Source organism: Xanthomonas sp. NCPPB 1067 (assembly GCF_020783795.1).
Classification (GTDB): Bacteria; Pseudomonadota; Gammaproteobacteria; order Xanthomonadales; family Xanthomonadaceae; genus Xanthomonas; species Xanthomonas melonis.
Genome location: NZ_JAJGQG010000012.1, coordinates 24,685 through 38,634, shown reverse-complemented (window position 1 = coordinate 38,634; position 13,950 = coordinate 24,685). Strand labels below are relative to the sequence as shown.

General features: G+C 65.5%; 7 protein-coding genes. 5 read left to right on the top strand and 2 right to left on the bottom strand.

Annotated elements, in window-relative coordinates; all coding sequences use genetic code 11:
• Positions 1 to 312 precede the first annotated feature (312 nt).
• A complete protein-coding gene (locus tag LL962_RS11035) occupies positions 313 to 2,277 on the top strand; it encodes a beta-N-acetylhexosaminidase family protein (RefSeq protein WP_228316926.1) in 1,965 nt (654 codons plus the stop codon).
• A gap of 240 nt (positions 2,278 to 2,517) precedes the next feature.
• Here LL962_RS11035 and LL962_RS11030 read toward each other — a convergent pair whose 3' ends face one another.
• Positions 2,518 to 3,204: a kinase gene (locus LL962_RS11030; RefSeq protein WP_228316925.1), complete on the bottom strand. Its 687-nt coding sequence runs from the start codon at positions 3,202 to 3,204 to the stop codon at positions 2,518 to 2,520.
• Between the two features lie 545 nt (positions 3,205 to 3,749).
• Here LL962_RS11030 and LL962_RS11025 point away from each other — a divergent pair.
• On the top strand, positions 3,750 to 4,559 hold the full coding sequence (locus LL962_RS11025) for a hypothetical protein (RefSeq protein ID WP_228316924.1): 810 nt from the start codon (positions 3,750 to 3,752) through the stop codon (positions 4,557 to 4,559).
• 98 nt (positions 4,560 to 4,657) lie between these two features.
• Here the strand turns inward: LL962_RS11025 and speE are convergent, their stop codons facing one another.
• Positions 4,658 to 5,515, bottom strand: coding sequence for a polyamine aminopropyltransferase (speE, locus tag LL962_RS11020; RefSeq protein WP_228316923.1), 858 nt, complete (start codon positions 5,513 to 5,515; stop codon positions 4,658 to 4,660).
• Positions 5,516 to 5,750: 235 nt separating this feature from the next.
• On the opposite strand from speE, the gene speA reads away from it, so the two are divergent.
• The 3 genes from speA (at position 5,751) to LL962_RS11005 (ending at position 13,823) form a co-directional block, all read left to right on the top strand.
• Positions 5,751 to 7,637 (top strand): arginine decarboxylase, encoded by a 1,887-nt coding sequence (gene speA, locus LL962_RS11015; RefSeq protein ID WP_228316922.1) that lies wholly within the window; start codon positions 5,751 to 5,753, stop codon positions 7,635 to 7,637.
• 884 nt (positions 7,638 to 8,521) lie between these two features.
• On the top strand, positions 8,522 to 12,487 hold the full coding sequence (locus LL962_RS11010; RefSeq protein WP_441004866.1) for an amino acid adenylation domain-containing protein: 3,966 nt from the start codon (positions 8,522 to 8,524) through the stop codon (positions 12,485 to 12,487).
• Positions 12,480 to 13,823, top strand: a complete 1,344-nt coding sequence (locus LL962_RS11005) for a glycosyltransferase (RefSeq protein WP_228316920.1) — start codon at positions 12,480 to 12,482, stop codon at positions 13,821 to 13,823. Before LL962_RS11010 ends, LL962_RS11005 begins: the two co-directional genes overlap by 8 nt.
• The last annotated feature ends 127 nt before the right edge of the window (positions 13,824 to 13,950 follow it).

Genomic DNA, 13,950 nt, shown 5'->3' with positions numbered 1-13,950 from the left:
GGTCACGCCTGGGCAGGCGGGATCCGGCCAGCGACGGCCAATGCAGCCGCGAGATGGTGCGCGGGGCGCAACGTCATTCGAGCAGCTGGTCCGCGACGGGCCGAGCGGTGCCGCGCTACGTGCGCACTCATACCATTTCAATACCGCAGATAGGATCTGGCATCTGAGGCCGGCATCGACGCAGGCGTCATGCCGCGATTCAGCATGTGGCTGAGATTTAGGTATAGATATCCCCGTGGCCGGGCCCGCTTGTCGCCACACGACGACTTGCCTACTCTAGGGCCTAATACCAATTAAATACCGGAGTTCGGGATGAAGCGACGCGATAGGAAGTCGGGCCTGCGCCCGCTCTCGGTCTGGCTGGCAGCGGGCCTGGCAGCGGCGACAGTCCCCGCACTGGCGCAGCCGGTCACCCAACCGGCGATCTTCCCCACGCCGGTCTCGATCATGCTGGAGGGCGGCACGGTCACGCTGGGTCAGTCGGTGGTACTGGTGGTGGCGCCGGGCGCAGATCCGGAGTCCGTCGCGTTGGTACGCCGCATCCTGGGGACGGCCGGCGTGACCAGGATCGCCACCGCAGCGCGCCTGCCAGCCACGTTCGACCGCCCGCACATCGTGATCGGCACCGGCGATGCGGCAGTGGTGCGCGAGGCGCTGGCGCGCAGCAAGGCCACCCAGGACACGCACAGCGAGGGCTATACCTTGACCAGCGCGGCGCTCGGCAGCGGGTTGATCACGCTGGCCGGCCACGATGGCGATGGGCTGTTCCATGCGGCGCAGACGCTGCGTCAGCTGGTCGAGCGGCCGGCGATCCCGACGCTCACGATCCAGGACCACCCGGCCATGCCCATCCGCGGCACGATCGAGGGCTTCTACGGCGCGCCATGGTCGATGAGCGATCGCAGCAAGCATATCGAGTTCCTGGCGCGCACCAAGGCCAATACCTACATCTACAGCCCCAAGGACGACCCGTATGCGCGCGACCGCTGGCGCGAGCCGTATCCGAAGGCGACCTTGCAGGCACTGGGCAAGCTGGCGGCCAGCGCCAGGCGCAATCACGTCGATTTCGTCTATGCGATCTCGCCGGGGCCGACGGTGTGCTTCTCCGATCCGTCAGATGCCAAGGCGCTGCTGCGCAAGTTCGACGCGTTCCGCGCGCTGGGCGTGCGCAGTTTCTACGTGGCGCTGGACGATATCGAATACACCAAATGGAACTGCGAGCGCGACAAGGCCACCTTCGGTGCATCCGGCGCGCAGGCGGCTGGCGTCGCGCAATCGTATCTGCTCAATCTGGTGCAGGCCGATCTGGTCGCGCGCCACGATGCGGCGTCTGAATTGATCATGGTGCCTACCGAATACTTCGATGCCAAGGAGAGCCCCTACAAGGAAGCGTTGCGCAAACACCTGGATCCGAAGATCGTGGTGCAATGGACCGGCACCGACGTGGTGCCGCCGGCCATCTCCATCCCGGATGCGCGTGCGGCCACCAAGGCGTTCGGTCGCAAGACGCTGTTGTGGGACAACTACCCGGTCAACGATTTCGAAACCTCGGCCGGGCGCCTGCTGATGGCGCCGTACGCGCGGCGCGAGGCCGGCCTGTCGGCCGAGTTGTCGGGCATCGTCTCCAACCCGATGAACCAGGAAGTGCCCAGCAGGGTCGCGGTGATGGGCCTGACCGCGTTCGCCTGGAACGACAAAGGCTACGACGCGCAGCGCACCTGGCATGCGGCGGCGCGCGATCTGGCCGGCGGCGATGCGCGTGTCACTGCCGCATTGCTGACCTTCTTCGATACCCAGCACCTGGCACCGACCTTCGGCAGCCAGCCATGGCAGGAGCAGGCACCGCGGCTGAAGGCGGTACTCGACCATGTGCGCGAAGCGATCGCGCTGGGCGATGCCCCAGCGCGCACGCAGGCGCTTGCCGAGTTGGCGCGCACTGCCGAGGAGCTGGTGGCCGCCCCGCAACTCATCCGCGACGGCGTGGCCGACAAAGGCTTTGCGGAACAGTCGCGCCCGTGGCTGGAGGCGATGGAGGGCTGGGGCCGCGCGCTGCGGCAGACTGCGGCCGGCCTGGAGGCGGCCAGCCGTGGCAGTACCGAGGCGCCGGCATTGTTTGCCGATGCGGCCGCATCCGCGACCAAGGCGGCAGCGATCCCCTCGATTCCCGGCGCTACGCGTTTCGGCGGGCCGGTCAAGATCGCTGACGGTGTGCTGGATCGGTTCGTGGCCGAAGCGCCGCACCTGATCGCCTATCGCGCGCCAGCGACGACGCCGTAGCGGCATGCTGCGTTGATGGAATACCGGTGCCTGTTCTCTGGCAGGCACCGGTGACGCTGATGCATTGCGCCTGAGGCAGTCGTACACCGCGGCCATTCGCTGCCCACGCCGTACACCCGGCCTGGCGCGGCACTGCGTGCTGTTTCATGACTGCTGGGCGCGATGCCGGCCGGGCGTTGCACCGTCCTGTGAAAGATCGCCTGGCCACGCCGCCGGCGCGTCTTGCATACATCGCGCAGATCAGTGACGCGAATCCGCCTGATGCGCCGGCTGAGCATCACGCTTGAGACGGCGATACAGCTGCTTCCACCCAGCGCGGATAGCGCGCACCCAGCCCGGTTCGGCGCTGCGCGCGGCTTCGTCGGCGGTGGGTGCGATGCCTGCCAGGCGCTGGCGCATCTTCTGGAAATTGGCCACGTCGCTGCGCTGCAGCTGCCGGGCCAGCAGTCCGCGCCGCAGCCAGCGCGGAAACCGCCACGCCGAGGTGAAATCGATCAGGACCGGCACGCCGGCACTGACCACGACGTTGGTGCCATGCAGATCGTTATGGGTGATGCCGAAACCGTGCAGGCGGCGCAACGCCTGCTGCAACTGCTGGAACACCTCCTGGCCCACCACGGCACCGGCGCTGAGCGTGTCGCCGGGAATGAACTCCATGCCCACGGCCAGCCCGCCCAGCGTACCGAGCAGAGCCGGTGCATGCTTCCAGCCGTGCAGCCGGTGCAGCATGCCGGCTTCGTGGCGCACCATCAGCCGTGCGATCGGCGCCAGCAGGGTGCGGCGATAGCGGGTGTAGTCCTTGACCACCGCCAGTTGCCCATCCAGGTGGGTGCGATAGACATCGGGTTCGAGCAGCCGGGTGCCCTGCTTGAGCAGGACGGGAGCGACGAGGTGCAGGCTGGAAGCGTCCAGCGGCTGGTGGTGCATGGCAGTTCTCCGGACGCTGGCGGCGCGGAGGTGTCACGCGTTACGCAGGTCCACGGTGATCGCTTGGGATCGGGAGTGCCTAATTTTAAAACTTGTCGGTATTGAAATTACAGTTATTTAACAAATGAAGTATTCCGGATGTAGAACGGCGTTTTTAATCAACATCTTGGAATCGGCGTGAGGTGCCGGGTGCTTTGCGCACCATGTGGTGTCTTGCAGGAGCCCGGCGGCAGATGCTGCGCGGTGTCGTGGCAGGCGATGCAACGGGGTGCGTGCCGCGCACCTCGCGCCTGAGTACGGAGGTCTCACCTCTTCTTGACAGACACTGAGACTCCAGACACTGTGCGCGCTGCGGTCAGGGGGCTGCATCACGTGCGATGGCGTTGGTCTGCCCAGGCCTGCCTGCGCCAGTGTCACCGGCGACATCGCGTGCTACGGGGAAGCCTCCATGAGACGACGGCAACTGCACCACTTCCCGACGCCCGTCAGGTCCGCCTGCGTGCGCAAGGATGCGGAACGATGGACGACCACTCAGGGGGAACGTGATGAAAAGGACCGCAACACTGCTGTTGGCTTGCACGGCGCTTGGCGTCACGGCCCAGGCCTCGGCGCAATCGCTCTCGCGCGGGTGGGATAGCTACCGCCAGCAGAACAAGCAGCAACAGGCTGGCCCGCAGGGGGGCGCAGCGCCGACGGCTCCGCTTTCGCGCCCGCCGCAAGGTACCGGCAACGGCGGCGCGCCGGTCGCAGTGGGTGGAAGCGCAGGCGCAGCTGGCGAGGCCGAGGGATTTACCACTGTCTCGGCGCAGACGCCCGCGGTGGCGGCGCCACCGACATCGGCCTACACGGCGCCCGCACCGCGCGAAGAAGATCAGCGCCTGAAGAGCGGCGTCTTTCTTGGTGTGCAGGGTGGTCAGGGCAAGGTGTATGAAGGCATCGATCAGGACATGCTCGGCTTCAATGCAGGCTATCGTTGGCGGGCTGGACCCGTGACCCTGATCGGCGTCGAAGCGGCGGTGGGGAAGCTGGCCCGCATCAGTGATCACGACGGCGCCTATGTACCTAGCGTGGAGTTTGGAAGTCTGGGGGGGATGGCGCGCTTTAACTTTGGAGATAGTCCACTGTTTGCGGTGGTCCGGCTGGGCTACTGGTCGGCCAATTCCAACGGCGAATCCAATGATCGTGTTTCTGGCGGATATGCCGGTGCCGGGCTTGGTGTAGATGTCGGCAGGCACGCAAGTCTGAGCGTGCTCTATACGAACTATCTTTACGCCAACGATTATTACGACTCGGATGAAGACATCACCATCAACCGTGCCGAAGTGTTGAACGTGGGCGCCGAAGTCCGTTTCTGATTGGCGACGCAGCACGGCAGAGACGGCAACGGGGCGGATGGCAACATCCGCCCGTTGTGGTTCGAGTACTGCAGGCGCCTTGCAGCGCCGTTTCGTGCTTACTCGCCCAGCGCCTTGGCCACGAACGGCGGGGCCACCATCACGCCGGTGTGCAGATGGGCGGTGTAGTACAGGGTGTCGAAGCCCTTGGCCTGTGCATCGGCCTGGCGGAAGGCGAAATCGGCGCCTGCCTGCTTGCTGGTCATGGTCACGCTCCACCAGCCGGTGGGGTAGCACGGCTGCGGGAACGGCAGGGTCTTGAACGACTGGAAGCCGGCCTTGCCCATCTCGGTACGCATTTCGTTGATCAGGTCCAGCAGCGCCAGCGGCGACTCGGACTGTTGCACCAGGATGCCGTCGTCCTTCAACGCCTTGAAGCAGCTTTCGTAGAACGCCTTGTTGAACAGGCCTTCGGCCGGGCCGACCGGGTCGGTGGAATCGACGATCACGATATCCACGCTGCCGGCCGGGCAATTGGCCATGTAGGCCACGCCGTCGTCGAACAGCAGTTCGGCGCGCGCATCGTGGTTGGCATCGCACAGCTCGGGGAAGTACTTCTCCGACATGCGCGTGACCTGCTCGTCGATGTCGCACTGGGTGGCGCTTTCCACGCCCGGGTGCTTGAGCACCTCGCGCAGCGTGCCGCAGTCGCCGCCGCCGATGATCACCACGCGCTTGGGCGCGGGATGGGTGAACAGCGCCGGGTGGCTGATCATCTCGTGATAGAAGAAGTTGTCGCGGCTGGTCAGCATCACCGCGCCGTCGATGAGCATCAGCTTGCCCCAGTCGGTGGTCTGGTAGATCTCGATCTTCTGGAACGGGGACTGCACCTCGTCCAGCTTGCCGCTGATGCGAAAGCCGATGGCCGAGCCGGTCGGCTGGAAGTGTTCGATGTACCAGTTGTCGTTGCTGCTCATGCGGACGTCCTAAACTAAAAGAAGCGGGCGGTTCCTTCTCCCGGCGGGAGAAGGTGGCGCGTAGCGCCGGATGAGGGTCGGGCGCAGCCCCGTGCAGCCAAACTGCGCAGCGGCTGACCCTTGCCCGGCCCCGATCCGACCAGGAGCGGGGCGTGAAGTCGGCGCGGATTGTAACGGACCCTCGGCATGCCAGGCGTTACAATTCACGCCCTTTTGCCCCAGCCGAGACAACGAAATGAGCGATTGGTCCCTCGACCAAGCCCGCAAGACCTACTCGATCCCGCACTGGGCCGACGGGTATTTCGATGTGAACGACGCCGGCCATGTGGTGGTCACCCCCACCGTCGACGGCCCGTCGGTGTCGCTGCCCGAAGTGGTGGATGCCGCGCGTGCGGCCGGGGCCAAGTTGCCGCTGCTGGTGCGGTTTCCGGACATCCTGGGCCAGCGCCTGGGCAAGCTGCAGGCGGCCTTCGCGCAGGCGCAGTCGGAGTGGGACTACGCCGGCGGCTACACCGCGGTGTATCCGATCAAGGTCAACCAGCACCGTGGCGTGGCCGGCACCCTGGCCGGCCATCATGGCGAGGGTTTCGGCCTGGAAGCAGGCAGCAAGCCGGAGTTGATGGCAGTGCTGGCACTGTCGCGCCCGGGCGGGCTGATCGTCTGCAACGGCTACAAGGACCGCGAATACATCCGCCTGGCGCTGATCGGCCGCAAGCTGGGCCTGCAGACCTTCATCGTCATCGAAAAACCCTCCGAGCTGACCCTGGTGCTGGAAGAGGCGCGCGCGCTGGACGTCAAGCCGGGCCTGGGCGTGCGCATGCGGCTGGCCTCGCTGGGCGCAGGCAAATGGCAGAACAGCGGCGGCGACAAGGCCAAGTTCGGCTTGTCGCCGCGCCAGGTGCTGGACCTGTGGAAGTCGCTGCGCGACACCGAGTACGCCGACAGCCTGAATCTGCTGCATTTCCACATGGGCTCGCAGATCTCCAACGTGCGCGATATCGCCAACGGCATGCGCGAGGCCACGCGCTATTTCGTGGAGCTCTCGCGTCTGGGCGCGAAGATCAGCCATGTGGACGTGGGCGGCGGCCTGGGCATCGACTACGAAGGCACGCGCTCGCGCAGCTATTGCTCGATCAACTACGGCCTGCATTCGTACGCCAGCAACATCGTGCAGCCGCTGGCCAGCGCCTGCGAAGAACATGGCCTGACCCCGCCGCGCATCGTCACCGAATGCGGCCGCGCGATGACCGCCCACCACGCGGTGCTGATCGCCAACGTCTCGGAAGTGGAGCAGGCGCCGGAGGGCCGCGTGCCGGATGCGCACGACGACGAGCCGGCCGCCATCCGCCATCTGCGCGAGATCCACGACGAACTGGATGTACGCCCGGCGGTGGAACTGCTCCAGGAGGCCCAGCATTTCCATGCCGAAGGCCTGAGCGCCTATGCGCTTGGCCAGATCGACCTGACCCATCGCGCGCGCATCGACGATCTGTTCTATGCCATCGCCCACGGTGTGCGTGCACGCTTGAGCTTCGACGAGAAGAGTCACCGCCCGGTGCTGGACGAGCTCAACGAGCGGCTGGTGGACAAGTACTTCGTCAACTTCAGCGTGTTCGAGTCGATTCCGGACGTGTGGGCGATCGACCAGGTGTTCCCGATCGTGCCGGTCGAGCGCCTGAACGAGGCGCCGCAGCGCCGCGGCATCATCGCCGACATGACCTGCGACTCGGACGGCATGGTCAAGACCTATGTCGAAAACGAAAGCCTGGACAGCTCGCTGCCGCTGCACAGCCTCAACGCCGGCGAGAGCTACCGCATCGGGTTCTTCCTGGTCGGCGCCTACCAGGAAATCCTGGGCGATATCCATAACCTATTCGGCGATACCGATGCGGTGGAAGTGGCCGTGGACGGGCAAGGCTATCGGATCGTGCAGCAACGGCGTGGCGACACCACCGATGTGATGCTCGATTACGTCGGCTATCACCTGGACACGTTGCGCGCGACCTATGCCGAGCGCATCGCCGCCGCGCAGCTGCCGCCGGAGCGCGCGCAGGAGCTGAGCGACGCGCTGGAAGCCGGGCTCACCGGTTACACCTATCTGTCGGACGAACCGCTGGGCTGATCGTGCAGGCGCTGCGGCATGCCGCAGCGCCACGTAGCGCAATACGATGGCGCAGAGGCCGCCGTCGATACGTTGGCAACATCGCTTGACAGCGGCGCAGTCGCACCACCGGCACCACGACTGGCTCTGGATGCCTCGCCGTTTCTTACATGTCTGTGTCGTTCGCCGGCCGTTACGGTCCTACGCATGTTGCTGACGCACATGGTGGCGGCGGGAAGAGCGGCCGAAACGGGACGGCACTCCATGCTTTACGCATCATACAACCGCATTGTCAGCAGGCAATGCTGCTTACCGACAAGACGCAAACCCATTGCGCGATCGCCTGCCTGAAGCGCGCAATCTTTCCGCAGATGAATTTTTATTCAAATCATCTTGTGAATAAAACAATCAATAAATGTCGATAGCGAAATAGTCTTAGGTAGGTGTGCCTCAGGATATATCGCGTAAAGCGCGTGCCAGGCTCCACAGCGGACTTTATCGTCGACCTGGCACAGGACGTCCGTCGTTCGTCGGAAGCCGCGCTGGAGTGGGCGAATGTATGCATCCAGGACATCAGTTCAATCACATTTCAGTGAAAATTATTCGTGCGCCACTTGGGTTTCGTGATTTTTTGCACGGTTCCGACCTGCACGAATTGTTAATGTTGACTCAACACTTCGAAGAAGACACCTGTACGTCGGCGTTTCGATTGTGCGGATTTCCTGGTTGTAAGTCTCCATCGTGTATGGCCGGCAGCCGCCGATCGTCGGCGGTGTCTCTTAATCTATCGCTTTTTTTCGGGGCAGGTGCTGATTCGGCATCCATCGACCACATGAAGGCCGATGGTGCGTCGACGGACTGTGCGCCACTTCAGAGGAATGCACGCAATGCAGATTGAAGCCTCCATGCCTGCCTTTCCCCTGACGCGTGCTCAGCGCGGTCTTTGGGTAGGCAGCAAAATGTATACCGAAAACACCTTGATGTTATCGGAGGCGCTTGAGTTATTCGGACCGCTTGAACCGCAGGTGATCCTGCGCGCCAGTGCACAGGTCGCACGCGAGTTCGACACACTGCGGCTTTGCATTGCCGAGCAAAACGGATTGCCAGTGCAGATTGTGCTGCCTGAATACACCGGCACCATGCCTTACTTCAACGTCGCAGAGGATCCGGCACCGCGCAACGCGGCTGTGCACTGGGTCGAAGAGCAGATCCGTCAGCCGGAAGATTTGCGCAACGGGCCGCTCTGGTTTTGTGCCTTGTTCCGTCTTGGCGAGGATCATCACCTGTGGGTGCAGTACATGAGCCATCTGGTGATGGATGGCTATACCACGGCCATGGTGGCTCAGCGCGTGGCGGCGCTGTACCGCGCCTACCTGGTCGGCACTGAGCCGGAGGCTGCCGACTTCGCCAGTGCGACGGAATTGCCGGTGTTGGAACAGCAGTACCGTGATTCGGATCGTTATCAACGCGATCGCGCGTACTGGATGGAGCAATTGGCCGATTTGCCACCACCTGCAACGCTGGCGCGGCCGGGCAGTTACGAGATGGCCGGCTCGTTGCGTGGAACCGGGGAGTTCTCTGCGCGTCAGATGGCGAAATTGCGTGCGTTGGGCAGGCGCTACACCGTTAGCCTGCCGCAGATCCTGATTGCACTGGTGGCGGCCTATTACTACCGCCACACCGGCGCCGACGACCTGGTGTTTGCGATGCCGGTGAGCGGGCGTATCAATGCGCGTTATCGAAAAACACCTGGAATGGTGGCGAATGTGGTCTACATCCGTCTGAAGATGCAACCGGAGCAGCCGATCCACGCACTGTTCACGCAGGTCTCCTCGGTGGTCAAGCATGCACTGCGCCATCAGCAATACCGCTTCGAAGACGTGCGTCGCGACATGGGGATTTTCGGAACCGAGCAGAAGATCGCGCGTCTGGCAGTGAATATCGAGGCTTTCGAATACGGCCTGCGCTTCGGCGATGCGTACGCGGTGCCGCACAATCTTTCCAATGGCCCCGCCGACGACCTGACCGTCTTCTGCTACGAGCGCGGCGATGGCGCTGCCCTGCGCTTCGATCTGGATGCCAATCCGGCGTTGTACGACAGCCACGAACTGGCTGAACATTGCCGCAGGTTGACCCGTCTGGTCGATGCCGTGCTGGCCGATCCGGAATGCGCGCTTGGCCAGGTCGATGTGCTGGGCGCCGAGGAGCGTCGGCGCCTGCTGCACACCTGGAACAACACCGCAGCGCCGCTGCCGGAACCGGCCACGCTATTGCATGGCATGCTGCAGCGCGCCGAGTTCATGCCCGCTGCGGTCGTGGTGCAGTACGACAGCCGCACGCTGGATTACGCCACGCTGTGCGAGCTGGCCTCGCGGGTTGCGGGGCAATGGGTCGCCGATGGCGTGCGTCCCGGCGATGTCGTCGCGGTCGCGCTGCCGCGCAGCGAGCACCTGCTGGTGGCGCTGCTGGCCATCATGTGGAGCGGTGCGGCGTATCTGCCGCTGGACCCGGAGAGCCCGGCTGTGCGCAACCGTCAGATGCTCGCCGATTCCGGCGCCATTGCGCTGGTGTGCGAGCCTGCGCTGTGCGAGCGCTATCTGATGGGGGGGATGGTCTGGCTGGACCCGCGCCCGGCGGTGTTGCCGGAAGCGATCGCACCGCTGGCCACGCCGGATGGCACGGCCTACGTGTTGTACACCTCCGGTTCGACCGGCGCGCCCAAGGGCGTGGAGATCAGCCATCGCAACCTGTTCAATTTCCTGCACGCCATGGAACACGAGTTGGCGCTGCGCCCACGCGACCGCGTACTGGCCGTCACCACCATCACCTTCGATATCGCCGGGCTGGAGTTGTACCTGCCGTTGCTGGTGGGCGCGCGCGTGGTCATCGCGCCGGCGGGGATCGGTCACGATCCGCGCGGCTTGGCGCGTCTGATCACCGACGCGCACGTCAGCCTGGTACAGGCCACGCCGTCGCTGTGGCGCATCCTGCTGGCCAACCAGGATCTTGCACTGGATCGCCTGCATGCGCTGGTGGGGGGCGAGGCGCTGGTGCCGGAACTGGCCAGCCAGTTGCTGGGCCGGGTCGGGCGCCTGACCCAGCTGTACGGACCCACCGAGACCACCATCTGGTCGACCATCATGCCGCTGCAGTTGACCGATGCGGCGGCACCCCCGATCGGCAGGCCGCTGCTCAATACCCGCGTCTACGTACTCGATGCGCAACGGCAACCGCTGCCGACCGGTGCAATCGGCGAGTTGTATATCGGCGGTGCCGGCGTCGCCAAGGGCTATCGCGGGAAGCGGCAGCTGACCAGCGAGCGGTTCCTGCGCGATCCGTTCGCCGCCGACGGCAGCACCATGTACCGCACCGGCGACCGCGTGCGTCAACGCGACGATGGCCTGCTGGAATTCATCGGCCGAGCCGACGCACAGCTCAAGATCCGTGGTCATCGGGTGGAGCCGGCCGAGATCGAGAATGCGCTGTTGCTGCATGCCCAGGTGGCGCAGGTGGCGGTGGTGGCGCATAACGACGGCGATGCTACGGTGCAGCTGCTGGCTTATGTGGTGGGCAAGCATGGCACAGAGCCGTCGACCGACGCGCTGCGTGCCCATCTGCAGCAGTGCCTGCCGGCATCGATGATTCCAGGCCTGTGGGTGATGCTTCCGGCCTTGCCGCTGACAGCCAACGGCAAGTTGGACCGCCGCGCACTGCCGGCGCCGGGCGGCGTGCCTGCGCGTGCCAGAGTGGCGCCGCGCGATGCCCTGGAACGGCAGCTGGCGGAATTGCTACGCGAGGTGCTGGGCATCGCGGCAGTCGGTGTGGACGACAACTTCTTCGAGCTGGGCGGCGACTCGCTGCGCGCGGCGGAAATGGCCGCGCGCTTCCCGCAGTTGTTCGGTGTCGAACTCCCACTGGGCGCGTTGTTCGATGCCCCGACGATCGCCGGGCTGGCCGAGGCGATCAGGCGCAGTGCCCAGCCGGCCAACGATCCCCTGGGCGTGCTGTTGCCCTTGCGTGCAGGCACGCCGGGAGTCACACCCTTGTTCTGCATCCATCCGGTGATTGGGCTCGGCTGGTCGTATCTCACCCTGCTCGGTCAGCTCGACCCGCAATGGCCGGTCTACGCGTTGCAGTCGCCGGCATTGAGCGACCCGCAGCATCGTCCGGACAGCATCGAGGCGATTGCGCGCGACTACCTGGCCCGTCTGCGCAGCGTGCAGCCGCAGGGTCCGTACCGGCTGATCGGCTGGTCGCTGGGCGGGCTGATCGCCCACGCCATCGCGGCCGAGCTGCACGAACTTGGCGAAGAGGTCGAACTGCTGGCGATGCTGGACAGCTACCCGCATCTGGATCAGGCCGCTGCATTGCCGGAGTCGGAGAACGTGAGCGCATCGGTGCATGCGCTCGGCCTGACCCTGGGGCCCCATCAGCCGATGCCGACCACCATGGCCGAGCTGGCCAGCCTGCTATGCGATCACTACGGGCTGAACGCGTTGCCGGCCGTGCGCCAGTTGCTGGAGCAGCGCACCACGCTGCTGGGCGATCTGGGCGATGTGACCCAGCACCACCTGCATCTGGCGCGACGTCACCGGCCCCGGGCGTTGAACCAGGACGTACTGTTCATCGAAGCCAAGATCCGCATGAGCTCCGGTGGCGACGATGCGCGTTGGGTGGACTATCGGCCGCAGGCCTGGCGTCCTTACGTGCGTACGCTGCACCTGCATGGCTTGGACAGCGACCATCATTCGATGCTCTCGCCCACGCATTCGGCCAGGGTGTGTGCCTTGCTTCACGCCGCCGCCGCGCCAGCGTCGCGGCGCGATGGCAGCATCGCCACCGCCAGCGACGGGGTAGCCGAATATGCTTGAGATCCCGGCAAACGCCGCAGCCCATCGTCCGATCGTCATCGCCACTCTGGGCACCCACGGCGACGTGCGCCCGATCATCGCGCTGGGGCGTGGCCTGAGCGCGCGAGGCTACCCGGTGCGGGTGCTGACCAGCCGCAATTTCGAAGCGCTGATCCGTGCCAACGGGCTGGACTTCTTTCCGCTCAGTGGTGACCACCAGCAGCTGCTGCAGGGCAACCCGAGCGTGGCCGAGATGCGCGGCGGCTGGCGCGGCATGTGGACCAGCTTGCGCGCCCCGCTGCTGAGTTGGGCGCGCGACTGGGCCGAGCAGGGCCGCGCGGCCTGTGCCGATGCCGGGCTGATCCTGGGCGTGGGCAGCGCCAGCTTCCTGGCCCATAGCCTGGGGCAGGCCTATCGGCTGCCGGTGGCATTCGCGCAACTGCAGCCGCTGACCGCCTCGCGGCATCTGCCGCTGATGGTGATGCCGACCGTGCGGTTTCCTGGGCGGGTGAGCGTGGCGCTGCATCACGTGGTGCGTTTTGCCGGCTGGCAACTGATGCGCCCGGTGCTCAACGACATCGTGCGGCCAGCCCTGGGCCTGCCGGCCTACCCGTGGCGTGGTCCGGATCGCAGCCGGCCACGGGTGATCTATGGCTACAGTTCGCAGTTGTGCCCACGCCCACCAGATTGGCCGCCCAGCGCGCAGGTCTGCGGTTTCTGGCAACTTCCGCAGCCGCAGTGGCAACCGCCGGCGGATCTGCAGGCATTTCTGCAGGCCGGGCCACCGCCGCTGTATATCGGCTTCGGCAGCATGACCAGCACCGACGCGGCGCAGCTCACCGCCACGGTCAAGGCGGCGGTGCGTCTGACCGGGCAGCGCGCCTTGCTGGCCAGCGGCTGGGGAGGCCTGGCGGCTGGGGAGACCGCTGCCGACGATGATGGCGGGCGCTTCTTCCATCTGGAACAGGCGCCACACGACTGGTTGTTTCCGCGCGTGGCGGTGGCGGTGCATCACGGCGGTGCAGGCACCACCGGCGCGGCACTGACGGCCGGTATCCCCTCGGTGGTGTTGCCGTTCGGATACGACCAACCGTTCTGGGCGCACTGCCTGGCCCAGCGTGGCGTGGCACCGCCGGCGCTCGCACGGGTGGGGTTGCGGCCGGAAACCCTGGCCGCTGCCATCCAGCAGGCGAGTGCGCCGGCCATGCGCGCTGCTGCACGCGCACTCGGTCAACGTATTGGGGACGAAGACGGTGTGCGCACGGCGATCGATCAGTTGGAGGCCTGGCAGCTGCTCGAACCGGCTTCTGCGCCATCCACAACCGTCGCACGGATCGAGCAGCACGCCGTCGCATAAACAGGGCACGCTGCGCATCAGGCCGCAGCGTTGGGAACGCGCACTGCAGCCCTGGGTGGCAGCGCGTCGTTGCCAGCGATGTGCTGTGCGCTACCGGCATACGGCACAATCGGGCTCCTCCGGTTGA

Bases quoted from the DNA above. Each gene is read 5' to 3' on its own strand.
- LL962_RS11035 (WP_228316926.1), top strand. From the start codon at position 313: ATGAAGCGACGCGATAGGAAGTCGGGCCTGCGCCCGCTCTCGGTCTGG.
- LL962_RS11030 (WP_228316925.1), bottom strand. From the start codon at position 3,204: ATGCACCACCAGCCGCTGGACGCTTCCAGCCTGCACCTCGTCGCTCCC.
- LL962_RS11025 (WP_228316924.1), top strand. From the start codon at position 3,750: ATGAAAAGGACCGCAACACTGCTGTTGGCTTGCACGGCGCTTGGCGTC.
- speE (WP_228316923.1), bottom strand. From the start codon at position 5,515: ATGAGCAGCAACGACAACTGGTACATCGAACACTTCCAGCCGACCGGC.
- speA (WP_228316922.1), top strand. From the start codon at position 5,751: ATGAGCGATTGGTCCCTCGACCAAGCCCGCAAGACCTACTCGATCCCG.
- LL962_RS11010 (WP_441004866.1), top strand. From the start codon at position 8,522: ATGCCTGCCTTTCCCCTGACGCGTGCTCAGCGCGGTCTTTGGGTAGGC.
- LL962_RS11005 (WP_228316920.1), top strand. From the start codon at position 12,480: ATGCTTGAGATCCCGGCAAACGCCGCAGCCCATCGTCCGATCGTCATC.